General features: G+C 38.8%; 18 protein-coding genes. 8 read left to right on the top strand and 10 right to left on the bottom strand.

Features of this window, described 5'->3' with window-relative positions; genetic code table 11:
- The first annotated feature begins 45 nt into the window (after window positions 1–45).
- Window positions 46–2,283: a glycosyl hydrolase family 95 catalytic domain-containing protein gene (locus tag AACH28_RS00215; RefSeq protein WP_341831880.1), complete on the top strand. Its 2,238-nt coding sequence runs from the start codon at window positions 46–48 to the stop codon at window positions 2,281–2,283.
- Window positions 2,284–2,400: 117 nt separating this feature from the next.
- Here AACH28_RS00215 and AACH28_RS00210 read toward each other — a convergent pair whose 3' ends face one another.
- On the bottom strand, window positions 2,401–3,036 hold the full coding sequence (locus AACH28_RS00210) for an NAD(P)H-dependent oxidoreductase (RefSeq protein WP_341831879.1): 636 nt from the start codon (window positions 3,034–3,036) through the stop codon (window positions 2,401–2,403).
- 336 nt (window positions 3,037–3,372) lie between these two features.
- Between AACH28_RS00210 and map the strand changes: the two genes are divergently transcribed.
- On the top strand, window positions 3,373–4,134 hold the full coding sequence (map, locus tag AACH28_RS00205) for a type I methionyl aminopeptidase (protein WP_088162047.1): 762 nt from the start codon (window positions 3,373–3,375) through the stop codon (window positions 4,132–4,134).
- Between the two features lie 693 nt (window positions 4,135–4,827).
- Window positions 4,828–5,613, top strand: a complete 786-nt coding sequence (locus AACH28_RS00200; RefSeq protein ID WP_075994860.1) for an alpha/beta fold hydrolase — start codon at window positions 4,828–4,830, stop codon at window positions 5,611–5,613.
- Between the two features lie 76 nt (window positions 5,614–5,689).
- Here the strand turns inward: AACH28_RS00200 and AACH28_RS00195 are convergent, their stop codons facing one another.
- The 6 genes from AACH28_RS00195 to AACH28_RS00170 all read right to left on the bottom strand — a co-directional run bounded on the left by AACH28_RS00195 (window position 5,690) and on the right by AACH28_RS00170 (window position 11,240).
- Window positions 5,690–6,988 (bottom strand): deoxyribodipyrimidine photo-lyase, encoded by a 1,299-nt coding sequence (locus AACH28_RS00195; protein WP_075993198.1) that lies wholly within the window; start codon window positions 6,986–6,988, stop codon window positions 5,690–5,692.
- Between the two features lie 161 nt (window positions 6,989–7,149).
- Window positions 7,150–8,205, bottom strand: a complete 1,056-nt coding sequence (locus AACH28_RS00190) for an NAD(P)-dependent alcohol dehydrogenase (protein WP_341831878.1) — start codon at window positions 8,203–8,205, stop codon at window positions 7,150–7,152.
- A 480-nt stretch (window positions 8,206–8,685) separates the two neighbouring features.
- Complete coding sequence (locus AACH28_RS00185) at window positions 8,686–8,979, bottom strand: hypothetical protein (protein WP_317665843.1); 294 nt, start codon at window positions 8,977–8,979, stop codon at window positions 8,686–8,688.
- A 152-nt stretch (window positions 8,980–9,131) separates the two neighbouring features.
- Window positions 9,132–9,719, bottom strand: a complete 588-nt coding sequence (locus tag AACH28_RS00180) for a helix-turn-helix domain-containing protein (protein WP_341831877.1) — start codon at window positions 9,717–9,719, stop codon at window positions 9,132–9,134.
- Between the two features lie 32 nt (window positions 9,720–9,751).
- Window positions 9,752–10,318, bottom strand: a complete 567-nt coding sequence (locus AACH28_RS00175) for a DUF6624 domain-containing protein (protein ID WP_341831876.1) — start codon at window positions 10,316–10,318, stop codon at window positions 9,752–9,754.
- 118 nt (window positions 10,319–10,436) lie between these two features.
- Window positions 10,437–11,240: an AraC family transcriptional regulator gene (locus tag AACH28_RS00170; RefSeq protein WP_341831875.1), complete on the bottom strand. Its 804-nt coding sequence runs from the start codon at window positions 11,238–11,240 to the stop codon at window positions 10,437–10,439.
- Between the two features lie 73 nt (window positions 11,241–11,313).
- Here AACH28_RS00170 and AACH28_RS00165 point away from each other — a divergent pair, with 73 nt between their 5' ends.
- The 3 genes from AACH28_RS00165 to AACH28_RS00155 all read left to right on the top strand — a co-directional run bounded on the left by AACH28_RS00165 (window position 11,314) and on the right by AACH28_RS00155 (window position 13,798).
- Window positions 11,314–12,369: an SDR family oxidoreductase gene (locus AACH28_RS00165; RefSeq protein ID WP_341831874.1), complete on the top strand. Its 1,056-nt coding sequence runs from the start codon at window positions 11,314–11,316 to the stop codon at window positions 12,367–12,369.
- Between the two features lie 140 nt (window positions 12,370–12,509).
- The gene (locus AACH28_RS00160; RefSeq protein ID WP_159730851.1) at window positions 12,510–13,193 is read left to right on the top strand and encodes a dihydrodipicolinate reductase C-terminal domain-containing protein; all 684 of its coding nucleotides are present in this window, start codon (window positions 12,510–12,512) and stop codon (window positions 13,191–13,193) included.
- A gap of 233 nt (window positions 13,194–13,426) precedes the next feature.
- Entirely contained in the window at window positions 13,427–13,798 is a 372-nt protein-coding gene (locus tag AACH28_RS00155; protein ID WP_341831873.1) for a hypothetical protein, read from the top strand.
- A 134-nt stretch (window positions 13,799–13,932) separates the two neighbouring features.
- Here the strand turns inward: AACH28_RS00155 and AACH28_RS00150 are convergent, their stop codons facing one another.
- Both AACH28_RS00150 and AACH28_RS00145 read right to left on the bottom strand, forming a co-directional pair.
- Window positions 13,933–15,072, bottom strand: coding sequence for an acyltransferase (locus AACH28_RS00150; protein WP_341831872.1), 1,140 nt, complete (start codon window positions 15,070–15,072; stop codon window positions 13,933–13,935).
- A gap of 105 nt (window positions 15,073–15,177) precedes the next feature.
- Window positions 15,178–15,771, bottom strand: coding sequence for a hypothetical protein (locus AACH28_RS00145; RefSeq protein ID WP_341831871.1), 594 nt, complete (start codon window positions 15,769–15,771; stop codon window positions 15,178–15,180).
- A 793-nt stretch (window positions 15,772–16,564) separates the two neighbouring features.
- Here AACH28_RS00145 and AACH28_RS00140 point away from each other — a divergent pair.
- Window positions 16,565–17,623: a transglutaminase-like domain-containing protein gene (locus tag AACH28_RS00140; RefSeq protein WP_341831870.1), complete on the top strand. Its 1,059-nt coding sequence runs from the start codon at window positions 16,565–16,567 to the stop codon at window positions 17,621–17,623.
- Between the two features lie 294 nt (window positions 17,624–17,917).
- Here AACH28_RS00140 and AACH28_RS00135 read toward each other — a convergent pair whose 3' ends face one another.
- Entirely contained in the window at window positions 17,918–18,364 is a 447-nt protein-coding gene (locus AACH28_RS00135) for a GNAT family N-acetyltransferase (protein WP_333574815.1), read from the bottom strand.
- A gap of 247 nt (window positions 18,365–18,611) precedes the next feature.
- Here AACH28_RS00135 and AACH28_RS00130 point away from each other — a divergent pair, with 247 nt between their 5' ends.
- Window positions 18,612–19,157: a hypothetical protein gene (locus tag AACH28_RS00130; protein ID WP_341831869.1), complete on the top strand. Its 546-nt coding sequence runs from the start codon at window positions 18,612–18,614 to the stop codon at window positions 19,155–19,157.
- Window positions 19,158–19,173: the final 16 nt, after the last annotated feature.

Below are 19,173 nucleotides of genomic sequence, written 5' to 3'. Positions count from 1 at the left end.
TCTCCCCTTCCAGAGTTTTAAATTTACAAGCAAACCTTTTAAATTATGAAATATCTTTATTTAATACTCTTCTGTTCGTTTACAGTGTTCTCTTTCGGTCAACCGACACCGGACAACAACCTCCATTTCGATCAGTTGGCTTCGCGGTGGGATGAAGCCATTCCGTTGGGAAATGGTCAATTGGGTGCATTGATTTGGAAAAAAGATAATACGATTCGATTTTCACTTGATCGCGCAGATCTATGGGATGAAAGAAAGGCCTTTGCAATAGAAAACCACAATTTCAATTGGGTCCAACAACAAATAAAAAACAACAGCTATGGCATTGTACAGGAGTGGGGAGACGCTCCTTACGATAGATCCCCCTATCCCACCAAGCTTCCAGCAGCATCGCTGTTCTTTGACTTAGCGAAATTTGGCCCTGTCGTTTCGAACGTACTTGACCTGGAACAGGCCACCAATATTCTTAAATTCAAAGATGGTCGGATATTAAGAACCTTCATACACGCCTATAAACCCTTTGGCTATTTTGAAATTACAGGAAACAATGTGAGTGACCTTGTCCCTCAATTAATTCCCCATCAATATGAAAATAGTGCAAACAAAGATGAAAACAAAAGCGTTGTTGAAGGTCAAGATTTAGCAAGATTAGGATATCAGCAAGGAAATATAACCAGAACCAGCAATTACGAAGTGTTGCACCAAAAAACTTATCACAATCATTTTTTTGAAGTTGTATTGAGATGGGAAAAAATATCAGCTAAAAAACTGATTGGATATTGGACAATCGTTAACGATCAAAGGGCAAACCCTTCTGAACTTTCCCTCAAAAAATACACCGAAGAAAAAGCAAGCCATTTGCACTGGTGGTCAAACTATTGGTCCAAATCAAGTATAACTATTCCTGAAAAAAATCTTGAAAAGCAATATTATCTTGATATGTACAAGCTCGGTGCTGTCGCAAGAGAAGGCGCTCCAGCAATTACACTTCAGGCCGTCTGGACGGCAGATAATGGTGGCCTCCCTCCTTGGAAAGGAGACTTTCACAATGACCTTAACACCCAATTGAGCTATTGGCCAGCCTATTCGGGGAATAGATTGGCCGAAGCCAAAAGCTATACGGATTGGCTCTGGAAGATCCGTAAAAAGAATAGTGACTTTACAAAGCAATATTTCGGTGTCGATGGGCTGAATGTACCCGGTGTCCTTACTTTAAATGGAGACCCTATGGGTGGTTGGATTCAGTATTCTCTTTCTCCAACGATTGGTGCATGGGCGGCCCAACATTTTTATTGGCAATGGAAATATAGTATGGATAAAACCTTTCTAAGAGAACAAGCCTATCCCTATATCGTTGCGTCTGCGACTTACCTTAAGAATATAACCACATTAAAAAATGGACTCCGTTACCTGCCTTTGAGCAGCAGTCCCGAATACAACGACAACAGTGTATCAGCATGGTTTGACAATTGGACCAATTTCGACCTTAGCTTAGCGCATTTTCTTTTCCAGGCTGCTACTGAGGTGAGCACAGCCATGGGAAAACCGCAAGAAGCGCAGGCTTGGTTAAAATGTAAGACCCAACTACCTCATTATGCGACGGATGAAACCGGACTACAAGTTGCTGCAAATCTTCCAATGAAACATTCCCATCGTCATATGTCTCCCTATATGGCAATTTATCCATTGGATTTATTAGACATCAATAATCCGCAGGAAAAAGAGCTCATTGAAAGTTCCCTAGATCATATTGAAAAGCTGGGTACACGGGCGTGGGTCGGTTATTCCTTTGCATGGATGGCTTGTTTGCACGCGCGGGCTAAACAAGGAAAGGAAGCCGTTAGCAATCTTCAAAAATTTGCACAGAACTTTTGTTCTACCAATTCCTTTCATCTGAACGGTGACCAGAAAGGTGGGCAATATTCAGACTTTACATATCGACCATTTACGTTGGAAGGTAACTTTGCGTTTGCACAGGGAATACACGAATTGCTCATTCAGAGCAAGAATAACTATGTAGAAATCTTTCCAGCCTTACCTGCTGAATGGACAACAGCATCTTTCAAAAATTTAAGGACGATGGGCGGATTTATCGTAAGCGCTGAAAAAAAAGGAGATAAAATCGTTACGCTGAAAATAACTGCGACCGAAGAGGGTACCTTTCGAATTTTTGAACCCAAAACGCTCATGCATGTCAGCACGAAAAAGACCTTACAGAAAGATAACAGTATACAATATGTGAAACTAAAAAAGGGGCAAACAGTAAACTTATGTAGTGTCTAAAGACGGAACCTGTCTAAGTCGGCCTGTCGACAAAAAAAGCGTTTCAACCAAGTGTTGAAACGCTTTTTTTTCACTGAAAACCTGTATCGATTTTTCAGGACTAATCAGTTCTGCAATTTATGCGAGTTCAATCAAAAATTCCTCTTTCGGAAGTCTAAATTTTTTCAGCTTCAGCAACCAATCTTGTTCTTCCATCCGATAGCCTAAAGGAAGCATGACTGCACTCTTCAATCCCAGTTTATCTAAACCAAGAAGTTCATCCAATTCGGCATTTGAAAAACCCTCCATTGGAGTCGCATCAACGCCTAATTCTGCAGCCTGAGCAATTGCCAGACCAAAAGCAATATAGGCTTGTTTAGCCGCATGGGCTGCTTGTTGCTCAACGGATAGGCTCGATAACTGTGCTTTTAATCTATTTTTATACTCGTCAGTGGTGTCTAAAGGTAAACCTCTCAACGCATTCATCTTGTCGAAGGTATTATCAATACGTTCGTCCGTATAGCTATCCCATCCTGCGAAGACCAATAAATGTGAGCTATCAGCAACAATTTGTTGCCCCCAAGCCACAGGTACAATTTTTTCTTTTAATTCCTGATTCGTAATCACAATCACACGGAACTGTTGAAGTCCAGACGAGCTCGGAGCCATACGTGCTGCCTCCAAAATCTTATCCAAATCTTCCTGAGCGACCTTTTTTGTAGGGTCGTATTTTTTTGTGGCATAACGCCATTCTAGGGTATCTAATAAAGCCATTTTATTCTAATTTAAATGATCAATAGCAACATCATAAAGTTATGTAAAGATACATAAAAAAATAAATGTCTAAACATCAAAACAAAGGACTAAAACAATAAAAACTAGGGCAAAAACACATTGCTTTTCGGCATTTGTTATTAGACTTTTAACGCCCAAACACAGTATATTTACTTGTAATCGCAAGCAAATGCCTATTTTATTCAATTTTATTAAGACCTTTGTACTGGTTTATATCCGATTAAAACAAAATGACCTTCAATCATTTGTTCCCGGTAGTTATAAATAACAAAATAAAAAACAGAGCTCACCTGCTCCACAATAAAAACATCAGCGATGTCTATAACGAATGAAACAGAACTAACAGGCATACAAAAAGCGAGCGATGCCGTTGCCATCACCTTAAAAGCTATGATAGCACATGCTCAAGTGGGTATGTCCACGAAAGAGCTTGACGAATATGGAGCCGAAATATTAAAAAGCATGGGTGCGAATTCTGCTCCCGCTCTTACCTATGGTTTCCCAGGCTACACCTGTATCAGTATAAACAACGAGTTTTGCCACGGAATACCTACTGCAGAAAGACTATTGCAAGAAGGTGATTTGATCAATATCGATGTATCTGCCGAACTGGATGGGTATTGGGCCGATAATGGTTGTTCCTTTGTTATAGGAAAGGACATATTTCAACACGAAAAATTAGTAAAAGCTTCAAAAGAAATTCTTCAAAAAGCAATCAATAATATTCGTGGTGGTGTGAAAATAGCCGATATTGGGCATCTAATAGAAACTGAAGCGAAAAAAAGAGGCTATAAAGTTATCAAGAACCTTGGCGGACATGGTGTAGGAAAAAGTCTACACGAGGAACCCGATGAATTGCTTAACTATAAAAATCGCTTCGACCAACGAAGATTTCGAAAAAATACCGTTGTTGCTATTGAAACCTTTATTTCAACAACCTCCACATACGCGACCGAACTCAACGACGGCTGGACAATGGTTGGGGACAAAGGTGGATTCATGGCCCAACATGAACATACAATTCTCATTACCGATGGCGCTCCTGTTATATTAACGGCACAGAATGCAATTTACTAAGCAGGAATAGGAAGACACCTATAGGTCTTTTCGAACAAGTTATTGAAAGCTATCGAAAAGACCTATTTTCTTTGCAACAAGACTTCAAGCTTGCGGTGGAGTGTATAGTCCCTTCATCTCAGAACTAGAGGTTGTAAAAAAATTAAGGGGCCTCTCATAACGAGAAAACCCCCAAATAATATATTTTTATGGCTAAATAATTTTTGTCAATACCAAAGACTAACCTTACCGGATAAATGGCTACAGCAGTAAAAGTAGCGTATTCTTCCCAACAAAAAAGTGATGAAAATCACTTTTATTAAAAATTTTATTCCCATTTTCAAAATTCAGCTTCTTTCTTAACATGCTCTCCAACTCATCTATGCTCTGTTAACTGTTTTGATAACTATTTTGAGAGACACCAAACATTGGAAAGACTTTTACTATCCTTTACTTCTTGCTTAGTTGTCTTAATAAACATTGGGATTGCTCATCTATTTTATGAATTAAGTTTACACAAAATTAAGGTGGACATGGCGGCGATGAACTACCAATAAATCACCAAATACTACCATTTTGATAAGAGCGACAAGATGGGATCAAGTGGGATTTATATAAATGTTTTACATAATTTCGATCAAAAAATCACCAACAAAAGCTAACTTCGCTGCATATACACATCACAGAGAGGTAATAATTGCAATAATAGATAGCATGGCATTGAAAGAATTACAACACAGCAAAATATATGGCGCAGATAACGGTGGCACTCCATTAATTGTTCTGCATGGGCTTTTTGGTATGGCAGACAACTGGGGATCCTTTGGTCGTAGTTTCGGAGAGAAAAGACAGGTACATTTACTCGATCTTCGTAATCACGGACGAAGTTTCCATAGTGAAGATATGTCGGTGGAAGTTATGGTAGAAGATCTGCTGGCCTATATAACATCCATTGGAGCAGATAAAGTACTCCTATTGGGCCATTCTTTGGGCGGAAAAGTAGCGATGCAATTTGCTATTGATCATCCCGAAAAAATTGAAAAACTGATCATCGCTGATATAGCCCCTAAAGCTTATCCTCCACATCATGAGGATATCTTCGATGCGCTATCTGCTGTCGATATCACAACACTGGAAAATAGGAAAGATGTACAAATAAAGATTGAACACTATTTGAGTGATCCGGGAGTGATCCAATTTTTATTAAAAAATGTATATATCAGAGAAGATCGGAAATTAGATTGGCGCTTTAATCTGGATGTTTTAAAAAATAAATATACGGAGTTCATCACTGTCGGGGTAAAATCAGGAATATTCAACGGTCCCACATTATTTCTACCTGGAGAGAAATCAAGATATATATTACCTGAGGATAAAATTAAGATCAGGGAACAATTTCCAAATGCCGTGTTTAAGACGATTCCCAATGCCGGTCACTGGGTTCAAGCCGAAAATCCACAGGCATTTGACGCATTTGTTGCCGAGTTTTTAGATCAATAAAAATTAGCTACATCGAATGTCCACTCTTATCTATTGGTTCTTACAACCTTTAGTTAGGAGTAGACATTCAATACTATTATTTCAACGCCTTTGCGTAGGTCTTTATCGCGCGATCACGGGCAAACTGATGGTCAACAATAGGCTCACAATAGTCTGAAGTGTCTAATTCAGGAACCCATTGTTTTATATATTCCTGATTTTTATCGAACTTCTCAGCTTGAAGCGTCGGATTAAAAACCCTAAAGTACGGGGCTGCGTCACAACCACTACCGGCGGCCCACTGCCAGTTACCATTGTTGGCCGAGAGATCATAATCATTTAGCTTTTGTGCAAAGTAGGCCTCTCCCCATCTCCAGTCGATCAAAAGGTGCTTACAGAGAAAACTGGCTGCGACCATTCGTACGCGATTGTGCATATAACCCGAACTATTCAATTGGCGCATACCCGCATCTACCAAAGGATATCCAGTGTCTCCGTTGCACCATTGCTGGAATTCTACCTCGTCATTGCGCCATTGTATGGCATCGTATTGCTTTCTAAAAGATTCCGTAACAACATGCGGATAATGGTAGAGGATCTGCATAAAAAATTCACGCCAGATCAATTCAGACAACCAGGTCGCATTGTGTTTTAAAGCAAAAGTAACACATCGACGAACACTGATTGTTCCAAAGCGAAGTGCAATCCCCAATTTGGTTGTACCCATTAATGCCGGATAATCGCGGGTGGTATCATAATGGTCAATAATCGTCGCATTCAGCTCTGGTTCTTCAAAAATAAGGTCAGTTTCCAGAAACCCCAAGTCCGCCAAAGAAATAATCTGCTGATGGTTTTGCTGAAAGAAAAATCCCGTTGTGCAGGTATAGGAAAGATGGTCCTCAGGACGTAATTTCTCCCGCCATTTTTTTGCATACGGCGTATAAACCGTATAGGGTGTTCCATCGTTCTTTAAAATATCTCCTTTATCGAAAATAACCTGATCTTTCACAGCTTTGAAAGGAATTCCCATAGCTGTACAAAGCTCGAAAATCTCTTTGTCCCGACGGATTGCTTTCGGTTCATAATCCCGATTACAATAGATTCCCTGCACATCAAATTTTTCAATCAGCTCCCTGAAGATAGTAATAGGTTTACCGTAGAACGTATTCAAAGTTGCACCGCTTTCTCCGAGTATGGTATTGATACGGATTAAAGCCTGATGGATGTAATGAAGACGTCGATCTTTTTTATCCTCCAATTGCATTAGAATATCCTCGTCAAATATGAATATAGGTAATACAGGATAGCCCGAAGCTAAGGCGCGAGTAAGCCCAGCATTATCATTCAGACGTAGATCCCGACGAAACCAAAACACAATAATTTTATCTTTTTCCATAAAAACGACTAATAGTTGAATTCACTACCCCATGTTAACAATTTTAAAGGGCAAAAGGTTAGCTCGATAATCTAGGTGTAAAATACCTATATAAACAAACTGAACCATCAAAGGTACTCGAAATTCCCCTTGATGGTTCACCATTGAATAATTTTATTGCGTTAGTTTTTCAAACTCGCCATGTCAATAACAAACCTGTATTTAACATCGCTTTTCAATAGTCTATCATAAGCATGATTGATATCCTGCATTTTAATCAGCTCTATATCAGAGATAATATTGTGTTTACCACAAAAATCAAGCATCTCCTGTGTTTCGGCTATCCCACCGATCATAGAACCTGAAAAACTCTTACGTGTTGGAATCAGACTAAAAGGAGCCACAGGAAGTGGATGTTCCGGAGCGCCAACAAGAGTCAAGGAACCATCTCGTTTCAATAAACTTAAATAGGCATTGATGTCATGTTGTGCAGAAACACAGTCCAAAATGAAATGTAATGTTCCTGCATGTTCCTTCATTTGTTCTGCATCAGTTGACAAGATCACCTCATCGGCACCTAAACGTTTGGCGTCATCAACTTTAGAAGCAGACGTTGTAATAACAACGACGTGCGCTCCCATTGCTTTTGCGATTTTGACTCCCATGTGTCCCAAGCCACCGATACCCACTATACCAACTTTTTTTCCTGGTCCCACATTCCAATGCCTCAAAGGTGAATAAGTGGTAATTCCAGCACATAATAGAGGTGCTGTCGCTGCGAGAGCCAAATTTTCAGGAATGTGGAGCACAAAATCCTGATCTACTACAACACGTTCAGAATAACCACCAAATGTCTGTTTATTAAGGTGCTTATCGTGTCCGTTGTATGTTTGGATATTTCCATTTTCACAATACTGTTCCAATCCTTCCTTACAACTTTCACATTCGCGACAACTATCTACCATACAGCCTACACCGGCCAAATCACCAACTTTAAACTTGGTTACAGCGGATCCAACTTTAGTAATTCGACCCACAATTTCATGACCGGGTACATTCGGATAAACGGTTCCGCCCCATTCATTTCGCGCTGTATGTAAATCCGAATGGCAAACTCCACAAAATAAGATATCAATCTCGACATCTTTATCCTTCACTTCACGGCGTTCAATATCCATCTGTTTTAGATCAGCCGTTGGTGCGCTTGTTCCAAAAGCTCTAATTGAAAATGTACTCATACTTGATAAAATTGTTGTTTTCTGTTTTAAATAAATGCATAAAATTCCCATGATACAACACAGATTCCATCCGCACGATAAAATTAACCAATGGATGTGAAAAATGTTTTGAAGGAACAATATCAAAAGTAAAAAGTAACTTTCAGAATGATTTTGCTATAAAGCTCAAATTGATATTTCTTTACGGCTCATCGCATCATGCCTGAACATCTCTAATAGGCTAGCTTTGTAAAGCGGACAGACTAATCAGTATCCTCGACTTGCACAAATTGCATTGCCAAGCCCTGTTTCTGGCATATATTCAGAATAGAAAATTCCAGTCGGGTACTAATCCGCAGAACAAGCAAAAATTGCTGATCATCCAACAATAAATCAATATTTTTTATCTCCGGGAAACTCTGATAGAGAAAATGATAAATCTCGCTAGCTTTCCACTTCAGCTTACGAGATAAAGAATAAACAACTTTATACATATTTAGATTATTTCAAAATTTTAACGGCAATTTGTTGTAAGTGGTGGTTCAAAAAACGCATCTGTTTCAGTTCCTCAAAATCTCGGGCTAGTCGAACCTTTTTATTTTCATTTTCCAGCGCAAGAGCTAGGCTATCCAAGCGCTCCACATCGTTGTGTATTAATAAATAACAATCAATATCTGGATCCAACAACCCCATCATTTCAGGGCGGATTGTTTCCTCTGTCTCCACCATAACCAAAACGCATCTTTCTGATGCAAAGCTATCCACCGACTTTCCTACTTTCGCATTTAACACCATAGTTGTAATCCTGTTTATTGTCTGTATAAAAAGAATCGACCAATCAAAATAGACATATTTTGTATTTTTGTCGAAACAAGCTTCAAAAAAAAGAACAATAAATCTACATCCTTACTGTTCAAAATAATTACTTCGCGCTACCCTCCGAATTGCTAGCGTAGTCCCTTAACACATATACTTGTCAACCAGGAAAGCCTAGCTTCAAAATCTGGAAAACGATCAAAAAGTAAAACTTCCTGCTCAAAACAACGTGATGTTGTCACTAACATTTCGGATAAAAACAGGATATCCTTTTCCTCTAAGGCCTGAATTTCTTTTTTCCAAACGGCTAATTCAATCATTTCACGAATCAACTTAATCTCGTCGTCCAGCATATAACGTGTTTTCGAAACCATCAAGGCCGGATCGGATTTCATATCTTCGAATGCGAGATGAAAACGTTTCGTAATTAAATTAATCTGACGTAGTTTTGCTTGTAAAAAACCGACTAAATTATCTTCCAGTGAAGCGTCCCTGTTATAAGTTCTACTAGCGACCTCAAACACTTGCTGACATAGATACTCTGCAATCGCATCAAAGACATCCATTTTACTGGTAAAATAGTAATATAAGGTGCTCCGCCCCTTTCCACAAGCTTTTGAAATATCCTGCATAGAAACCCTTGCAAATCCATATGTTTCAAACACTTTCATGGATGATAAGATAATTTCCTCTTTAATATTTTCCTGTTGACCTGTCATTACTCGACAAATCTACAAAAAATGTCGAAAAATCAATTCACCCAGCCAACTTTTTTTCGCCACTCATTGTAGGTGTCATTCTCCTGATCCAGTAATTGAATTCGCTCCACATGTTCAATTTTATTCATTTCTATAGGATTAAGGGGTAAAAGGTTCATTCGGCTCCTCAAGCTGTTTATTGCACTTTTATCTTCAACGGGATAAATACTGCCACCGCTGCTTAACTGTGTCCCATAACGTTGCGGCTTACTTTTGAAAACCTGAATTCGATCGTGCAAATAAGCCAGATTTGCGAGATTGATGTCCATAATATTATCAAGAAGCAACTGATAACAATCTTGCATAAATTGAGGTTCTCCTATCGCATGCTGAACAATCAGCCAATCTGAATTGCTAGCCGCTTCGCCGACTTTTGAAATAGTTGGATAACCTATTTCGGCAATGATTTCACGTAGTCTTTCTGCATTCCGTTGGTGAATTGTTTCCATCTCCGCATGATATCGACCATGAAGCTCTCCCCTCTGTAATAACTTTTCCCGCATTGATTCGTCGTCCTGCGCTAATCGGATAATCTCTTCCGCAATATTTCTATATAACATCTCAATTTTCTAAAATCTTTACTACGTATTTTACTTCTCTAAATCCTTTCCGCCTGGGCCGGTAACCCATTATATTCATAAGCTATTAATCTCAACTACTTCTTTCGACGGGAATAGACTACGTTTTATGTATAATCTTAGTCAGGTGACTTACATCGGTCAGCCCAAATTCAGCAGCAATTTCCTTTAAGGTAACTCTTCCTACTGCTATTCGTTGACGTATTAATGTACTGCGGTAGTTTTGAATATAGTCCCGTAAGGTAATCCCTGCCTGACGTTTAAAATAAATACCGAGATAATCGTTGGCAATATTAAAGTGCTCCGCCATCATTTGTATCCGCAGACAGTTGGGATCGTAAATATTTTTATGAATATAGCAAAACATAGCCTGCAGATCGCGACTTTTGGTACTACTACGACGCAATTCAGGCATATTTCGCTGCAGAACATGTGCAATGCTGAATAATTGCAACCAAATAAGTTCCTGATTTCCGATTTGATCTTTCTTAAATAAAAGGAGTATATCAAAGATCTGTTCTATCACCATCTTATCTTCCCCCGCTAATTGAAACCCCATCTGATGGGTTTCTCTACTTTTTATGATATATTCCAGCTGTTGTATTGCGGGCGTAGCACCCGAAGTGTCACGACCAAGGTAGGCGTCGGTAAATTTAAGATAAACAAAATGTGTGAGTTGTTCGATTTCAAAATAATGCTGATCATCTGGCCCAAGTAGAAAGATCGTTCCAGCCTCGTATGGAAATGAATGTCCATTAACGATATGTCGTCCGACACCCTCCCGAATAAAAATAAACTCGTAATGATTGTGATTGTGTTCGGGATGGTTCCATTCGAGCATCTTAAATCCTGAAATAAGCACTGGTTCAAACTGACGATAACGTTTCATTTCAGAAATATACATAATTATGTTGGATTTTTACATTAAACCCCACTAGGCTTCTAACTAACTTTGGCTTTATAAATAATAGAAAAAGATGAAGACTAGTAAAAACACCGCTTTAGTTGTGGGCGCCAATGGAGTCATAGGCAACAATCTCATAGACTACCTTGAAAAAACTGAAGAATGGGAAATTATAGGTTTATCACGACGAACAAATGCCGATCGGAATAAGATTCGTTTTATCGCTGTAGATTTATTAGATATAGCCGATTGTATCAAAAAACTAGGCAACTTGGATTCAGTCACTCATATTTACTATGTTGCATATCAGGATAGGCCGACCTGGGCTGAGCTGGTAGAGCCCAGTATGAGAATGCTAAGCAATGTTTTGATTGTGGTGGAACCAATAGCAGGTAATCTTCAACACATCAGCTTAATGCAGGGGTATAAAGTATACGGTGCTCACCTGGGCCCTTTCAAGACGCCGGCCAAAGAATCAGATGCCGGACATATGCCACCTGAATTCAATACCAGCCAACAGCAATACCTCGAACAACTGCAACAAGGTAAGAAATGGACTTGGTCAGCGATCCGTCCCTCAGTTGTTGGTGGAACGGCTCCCAATAATCCGATGAATCTAGCGTTGCTCATTGCTGTATATGCTTCTATCTCAAAAGAACTCGGTATTCCGCTTCGGTTTCCAGGAAAAATTGGCGCTTTTCAGACATTGATGGAAATGACCGATTCAACACTATTAGCCAAAGCAACGGTATGGGCCTCGACCAATCCACAAGCGGCCAATCAAGCCTTCAACATTAACAATGGCGATCTCTTCCGCTGGAAGGAACTATGGCCCAAATTAGCAGCCTATTTTGATATGAAAAGTGCTGACCCGATCCCGCTATCGCTCGAAACAATGATGGCAGATAAGGAGCCTGTATGGCAAAAATTAAAAGAAGAGCATGCATTAAGCTATAACTATGCGCAGGTTTCAGCTTGGCCTTTTGGCGACTTTGTCTTTTCTTGGGATTATGATTTTTTTGCCGACGGCACAAAGGCAAGGCGGCTCGGTTTCCATGAATTTATCGATACTGAACAAATGTTTTATCAGCTCTTTGACGAAATGCGTGAAAAAAGAATAATTCCATAATAGCAAAGACTAAATTTTACCGTCTATTTTTGTAACTTACCTAGCTCAAGCACAACCTTTACTTCATTACAAATTCATCCGGTATCATTTTATCGATTCATAGTCAGAAGGATAGCGGATATTTTGATAAAACAAGCAATATGAATACAAAAAAAGCCTTTGTAGTAGGATCAGGAAAACTTGCAAACGCAATACTGGAAGCAGATTATTCCATTCCCAATGTAGAAATTTCACCTTGGCAACCATCCATTACAACGACATCTCCATCTATTGTTATACATGCCGGATCGGGCCGGGAGTTACAAGATTGTCTTGATTTTTGCGCACGTACGGGTTCGGTATTAATTGAACTGTCGACGGGCCTAGAGACCGAAAAGCTCGAGACAGCTTTTCCACTTGTCATTTGCCCGAATACCTCCATACTTTTGCTAAAAACGCTCCATATGCTTCAACAATTTGGACATAATTTCAAAGACTATGAAATATCTATTATAGAGTCTCATCAGGCCTCCAAGAATACTGAACCAGGTACAGCTTATCATATCGCCAACTCTTTACAGGTCGCTCATGAGCGTGTTGTCTCTATTCGCGATGCGAAAACGCAGGCTTATAAAATCAATATTCCCGTTGCCTACTTAGAAAAGCATGCCTACCATCAGATTGTGATCAAAGATAAAAATGATGAAATTAAAATTGAGACCAAGGTCCTCGGACATGATTCTTATTCAAATGGTGTCAAAAAAATCCTTGAAGCATGTGTCAAGAATAAATTGGACAATAGAAGGCATACGGTGTTGGATTTGGTAGCTATGGGGCTACTTTAGTTAAAACTTTCAATTTAGAAAGTAGGTTTCTATAAGAGGAGTAAAAGAAAATCCATTTGGTTTTCTTCGAAGCCACAACAATTTATAAAATGGGATTTGGGGCCAATTTTTTCATTGTTTTTATTTTTCTACCACTGCTGGTAATTTTAATGTTATGCGGAATTTTCACAGAAAGACGCTTCTTTGGTTACGCAATTTTATCTCTCATCGGTGGCGCAATTTTACTTTTTTCTTTGTCTCAACTTTTTCAATGGATCGCTAGCCCAAAAATCTTAAAAAAAGAAGATTATTATGGGACTTATCATATAAAACGTGACCTATTCCCAGGAAAACAAACTGACTGGCAATACGATAGGTACAATTTTGTCATAAAGGATAACGATTCGATTTATTTCAACGTCGTAAGTGCAGGTAAAGTATCCAAAGTTTACAAGGGCAAGATCGAAACAGTTAGTCCTTATGAATCCGCACGCTTAAAGCTGTGGATGGACTCTCCCACTCATCATATTCTTGAATCAGATCCAACGGTGTACCGAAGTCCTTTAGGCTTCTATTTGGTATTTTATTCGTCGAAATATAACAACGTTTTTTTTGAAAAAGACTGACATTCAAGCGTTATTTAAAATGACAAGATATTTTCTCTATGTACAGGCCACTGTCCTACGTAATATGCATAAAAAAACACCAATTTATGGTGTTTTTTTATTTTATAATAAATATAGGATTAGTTTGCCGGCGGCTATTTCCCTTTTGATCTTAGAAATCGTTTTGACAAATATCGCCGTACGGGTATATCGTATAACTTCAAACAGCCGTATGCAAGCACTATACTTCCGATCACAACAGCTGCTGCTCCCGGCAGAGATTCTTCAAAACTCAGATTTTCATTCTTGACCCAAGCATAGTATAGATAAATAAAGGGATAATGTAACATATATAAGGGATAGGATATATCGCCTAAAAACTTGCAAAGCCAACTTGTAATACCGCTTTCTCCCTTGCCAGATGCTCCTAAAACAACAAGCAAAGGGAAAACAACAACACAACATAACGTGTCGTACAGACCATTCATCCATAAATGCTCGGCCCCACCAATGCGCGGCATGGCTAAAAGTGGTACTAGGATTAAACTACAAATCCAAAATGCTCCCTTGATCTGTAAAGATTTAAATATCCTCGATAGAAATAGACCCGCTGTAAAAGAAAATAAAAGTCGAAGTGAACCTGCCGTAAATTCTGTTCCTGTGAGTGAAAAACCTGCACAGATATCTCCCAAGGGGCCCAATATAGCAAATGCAGCCAAACCTATTCCGAATAAAATAACGAGTCCGGCTAATGCTTTGGTCGAAAATCTTCGAATAACCAATGCATACAGGATATTACCAATGTATTCAAAAAACAACGACCAGCTTGGTCCATTTAATGGAAACATCTCCCCAAGCCCTCTCACCTCATGTCCCGGAATCGCAGGAATTAACAAAGCATTCAATAGGGTTGCGATTGCCAGCGAAGAAAATGTCACTTTTGTCACATCCCAAACAGAACACCCCTGAAAATAGAACATAACTGCTCCGATGATCGCTCCCATAACAACCATCGGATGTAAACGTATTATTCTTCGTTTTATAAATTCTTTTGTTGTCATCGTCTTCCAGCGATCATCATAAGCATAGCCCACGACAAATCCTGAAAGGATAAAGAAAAAGTCGACCGCCAAATAACCATGATTAATTCGCTGATCTAAATGGCTCGTTGCAAAGGCTTCAAAAATATGAAAGCAAACGACGGTAATAGCTGCGACCCCACGTAACCCATCAAGTACAGCATAATGTGGTTTGGTATCTGCATAAGCGGAAGTCGGTATTTGAGTATCTGACATAAAAATAAAACGATTTGATTGATTTTTTTACAAGGAAGTAAATATAAACAAATTCGCTTATGCAGGTTTGTAACAAGTTTGACGGTTACCCATTATCTACATCTGTCATTTGATAATGGGAATATAATCCGGTAAGTAAACCTGCTCTTTTTGCATATTTTGGATGTAAATTTTAGAATAAATTTCCAAACGGATATCGGTGATGTCTGTAGTCGTCGGCTTGTCGTCTTCATCTTCTCCAAATGAAAAAATCTGTTCTTCCCTTCTATTTTTTTTATGCAAAAAATAGTAAAAGTCTTTATTTTCCCAACCTTTTATACCACTTCCCGCATCATCTTGAAGCTTCAATTTTGTAAACGTCTTCTGTAGATAGTTGTAGATATTTTGAAAATCATCTTTATTTTTTGAAGTCTTCAGTGCATATAGATAAGCAAATTCACCATTTTTATCCTCTGCCACAGTCAAGGCTGGAAAAGAAATTCCGTTTAATATCGCTACGGTATCCTTTTCTTCATTATAAGAAACAGTTGTATAACGATAACCGAAATCTTTAACTGGCTTTAATTTCCGTGTTCCCCAAGCTGCGGTAGATTCGATATAAAATAACGTTGGCAGACTCCCCTCTGAATTAAAAATAGCAAGCGTATCCTTTTTAAATATGGCGGTTTCAAAGACTTCTTTCAACTCTTTCTTATTCATACTTTTAACGTCCGCATGCAGCAACTCTTCACTCCTTTTTATTTTGGGTCCATAAAATTTGGATGCATTAAAGGTCCTATCCAATTTTTCAAGTATCACCCGATCCGGATTTTGCGATTGACAGGAATACAGCATACCAGATAAAAGGATCAGACAGCATACACTATAATATAGAAAATGAAACGGCTTCATCGGAATTGTCATTCAAATTATTTTTTGGGTTATGATCTTTACTTTGCCGTAAAGATCTTCAAACTAAAATAAATTTGTATTCATTTGCAAATGAAATTGTGCGGGATTAACACCTTTTGACTTTTTAGAAGTGCAGCGCAATCCAAAAGTACATCGTCGTACTTCGTTCGCGTTGGGTCCACGTTGAGTCCACCTTAATAAAGGGCTGTCACTCCAAGAGAATGTCGGATTCATCTCGGATTCACAGGGACTGTGATACTGCTCTGTCCCAATGCAAGCAGCTATCGGGCTAGAACAGAGGCTCACAGGCTGTCAAAGAAGAAATTATGCAAATTGGGCTTCTAAGTTACGAGCCAGACTATAAAACGTATTTTTGCCTATAAAAATCAATTTATCTATGTTTGAAATATACAAATCGTATTAATTTAAATAGATAAAGAACAAGCAAGCGTATATTATTATGTTCAAAAAGGTATTTTCTTTAGTTTTCTGCTGTTTATCTACAGCCATTTTTTTCAAAGCATCTGCACAAGATTTCAAGCTTTCCTCTTTACCAAGTCAGTATCAAAAACCGGTCAAAAACGCACTAAAAGCTGCCGGCATGAATCGTAATGAATTGGAGAAAGTACTAGAGAAACTGCCCAAAGAAATGCGTGAAGGCGCGGCTTTTCTCATAGCTTATATGCCTAAAAATGACTTAACGACGATTAAGAGTGATCATCTTATCCATAATATTGAAAAGGCTTACCAGGCAAAATCAACATTTTCCTGGGCAAAGGAAATTCCAGATTCTATTTTTCTAAATGAGGTATTGCCCTATCGTGTATTCTCTGAAGATCTAGACGACAGGCGTGGCGATTTCTACGATCGTTTCTCAAAATATGTAACAAATAGCAACACGTTAAAAGATGCCGTTGTAGCCATAAATAAGAATATCAGAGATGAAGTAAAAGTCGATTACAATACCCAACGAAAAAAAGCTGATCAAAATCCTTCTGAATCGATAAGCCAAGGAATGGCATCTTGTACCGGATTATCCATTTTACTGATCGATGCATTGCGATCAGTAGGTATACCGGCCCGGATTGCAGGTACACCAAACTGGCATGACAATCGCGGTAACCACAGTTGGGTCGAGGTATGGATTAATGGTAAATGGTATTTTACTGAATATTATCCGGACAAAGATCTAAATTATAGCTGGTTCTTGGCCGACGCAGGGAAAGCCGATCCGAATAGCAAGGAACATTCCATTTATGCGGCTTCCTACAAACCGGCAGCTACCTCATTCCCAGCATGGAGCGAAACAGAAGTATATGCAGAGAATGTTTCCCAGCGCTATATTGATCTATTCAATCAGCAGTATAGTCAACAATTGAACGACAAATCTTACACCCGTCTAAACGTAACCATGTATCTCAGTAACGATCAATGTCAACCGGAAGGTAGAACAAAATGTAATGTAGATATCTTTCAAGGAAATGATCAAATTGGCGGTGGTTCGACCGCAACTAAACTGCAGGATGCGAATGACTATTTAACATTTATCGTGAAAAAAAATCAGTCTTATACATTGAGGTACAGCAATAAAAATGGGCCTACCGAAAAGAAAGTAACTGTAAAAGATGAGCCTTTACATGTGATATTATACTTCAATTAATATAGATTATTATTTCGTACGTTATCATCAGCTACAGAATTTCTGGTAACATCCAGACGTGATTTCGAGATCGAGCAACGTCGGTTAATCGATTACATTAAAAAAACGCTTGAATTGGGCGAAAACTATTTTGATGGGAAGAAGTCCCATTCTTTCGGCAAGCTGAAAAGCTGGGAGTGGAACAACATGTTTTATAAACACCTGGATCATCATTTGACACAATTTGCCGTCTAATTAATCTCAGTAGCCAACTGGATCGCCAGGCGCAGCAGTGCCCTGGCGATCCAGTTAAGGTTATCGCCACCAATGATAATAGTTATGCATGCCGTCGTATTCGAATCCACACCTCGGATAAAGACTATTACCGATAACATTTGTTTTCTCAGTCTCAAGCATCAGACCACAAGCTCCAGTCTCTTCACACCAGGCTTTACTACGATCGATAAGCCGAACCGAAAGACCTTTACTCCGATGATCAGGATGCACAAATAGATCACTCAACAACCACTGTCGCTGCAATTTAGTATAATGAAACAATTTATAAAGCTGAACAAAACCAACAGCTTGTTCGCCCTGAATTGCCAAAAAGATTTCTGACTCTCCGTACAAAAATCGCTCCCTCAAAAATTCTTTGGCTTTTTCCAAATCCGATTCCTGTCTGTAGAAAATTCGATAAAGATTGAATAACGCCGCTGCTTGATCAAGATCCTCAAGACTTGCCTTTCTAATGTTATAATTCATTTCATTAAATAGTTTGATTTATAGTGCAAATGTATCGCAACTCTTTCGTATCGACCTCATCCAGATAGCAGATGTGCAGTGGTCCAATCTTCCGTAACATGGATTTCGACGCGACCAATAAACAAGTTCATAATAATTTCAAAAACAGACTTCATGCCTTTATAACAGTAGTTATCGAATTATAAATGCTTTTGAACGAATTGTAAGTCTTCTATACGGTCAATTTATAAGGCCCCTATATTTAGATATGAAAAGGAGAAAATTAGCAGCCACAGACAGTGAAACCTTTATTAATTATTACCTACCCAATTGGCGATCCATTATCATCGGTAGTATCTTGATTTTAATGGGGATATCTAAATGTTTCATCGGTTATCATCCGAATGATTCATTTAAAGAGAATTTCAGTGCCATGGTACTTGACTTTAAAGACGTATTTCGCTTTTTAGTTTCATTATTTATGCTGTTACTCCACTTATCTTTTATTATCGGCGGCTTCCTTCTTCTAAAGAGCAACAGGAAGGTCATCCGAGCCCGGACAGATAAAAAAGGATTGTATTTTAAACGGATTAAAAAGGACACCGGGAGTATGTGGGCTTTAGCAGATTTGGATGCGCTGGTATTCGTGCCCTACATTCAAATCGTTAATATCCGTATTATTGAAAGCAATTGGTTGGGGCCTAGACTTGAGCTTGAGACTTTTCAAGGTAAAGAAATCCTTACCATGTTGAACGTATTAAGCCGAAAGCAAAAAGAGCAAATTTGCCAAACCGTGAAAGAATATGGCATTTAATGGAGACGTGGTCTGC

The sequence above is a fragment of the Sphingobacterium thalpophilum genome, from assembly GCF_038396785.1.
Classification (GTDB): domain Bacteria; phylum Bacteroidota; class Bacteroidia; order Sphingobacteriales; family Sphingobacteriaceae; genus Sphingobacterium; species Sphingobacterium thalpophilum_A.
The sequence above is the reverse complement of the archived record's forward strand: the minus strand, read 5'-3'. Positions and strand labels throughout refer to the sequence as shown.

Coding starts and splice junctions, on each gene's coding strand:
- AACH28_RS00215 (WP_341831880.1), top strand. CDS start 46: ATGAAATATCTTTATTTAATACTCTTCTGTTCGTTTACAGTGTTCTCT.
- AACH28_RS00210 (WP_341831879.1), bottom strand. CDS start 3,036: ATGGCTTTATTAGATACCCTAGAATGGCGTTATGCCACAAAAAAATAC.
- map (WP_088162047.1), top strand. CDS start 3,373: ATGTCTATAACGAATGAAACAGAACTAACAGGCATACAAAAAGCGAGC.
- AACH28_RS00200 (WP_075994860.1), top strand. CDS start 4,828: ATGGCATTGAAAGAATTACAACACAGCAAAATATATGGCGCAGATAAC.
- AACH28_RS00195 (WP_075993198.1), bottom strand. CDS start 6,988: ATGGAAAAAGATAAAATTATTGTGTTTTGGTTTCGTCGGGATCTACGT.
- AACH28_RS00190 (WP_341831878.1), bottom strand. CDS start 8,205: ATGAGTACATTTTCAATTAGAGCTTTTGGAACAAGCGCACCAACGGCT.
- AACH28_RS00185 (WP_317665843.1), bottom strand. CDS start 8,979: ATGGTGTTAAATGCGAAAGTAGGAAAGTCGGTGGATAGCTTTGCATCA.
- AACH28_RS00180 (WP_341831877.1), bottom strand. CDS start 9,719: ATGACAGGTCAACAGGAAAATATTAAAGAGGAAATTATCTTATCATCC.
- AACH28_RS00175 (WP_341831876.1), bottom strand. CDS start 10,318: ATGTTATATAGAAATATTGCGGAAGAGATTATCCGATTAGCGCAGGAC.
- AACH28_RS00170 (WP_341831875.1), bottom strand. CDS start 11,240: ATGTATATTTCTGAAATGAAACGTTATCGTCAGTTTGAACCAGTGCTT.
- AACH28_RS00165 (WP_341831874.1), top strand. CDS start 11,314: ATGAAGACTAGTAAAAACACCGCTTTAGTTGTGGGCGCCAATGGAGTC.
- AACH28_RS00160 (WP_159730851.1), top strand. CDS start 12,510: ATGAATACAAAAAAAGCCTTTGTAGTAGGATCAGGAAAACTTGCAAAC.
- AACH28_RS00150 (WP_341831872.1), bottom strand. CDS start 15,072: ATGTCAGATACTCAAATACCGACTTCCGCTTATGCAGATACCAAACCA.
- AACH28_RS00145 (WP_341831871.1), bottom strand. CDS start 15,771: ATGAATAAGAAAGAGTTGAAAGAAGTCTTTGAAACCGCCATATTTAAA.
- AACH28_RS00140 (WP_341831870.1), top strand. CDS start 16,565: ATGAATCGTAATGAATTGGAGAAAGTACTAGAGAAACTGCCCAAAGAA.
- AACH28_RS00135 (WP_333574815.1), bottom strand. CDS start 18,364: ATGAATTATAACATTAGAAAGGCAAGTCTTGAGGATCTTGATCAAGCA.
- AACH28_RS00130 (WP_341831869.1), top strand. CDS start 18,612: ATGAAAAGGAGAAAATTAGCAGCCACAGACAGTGAAACCTTTATTAAT.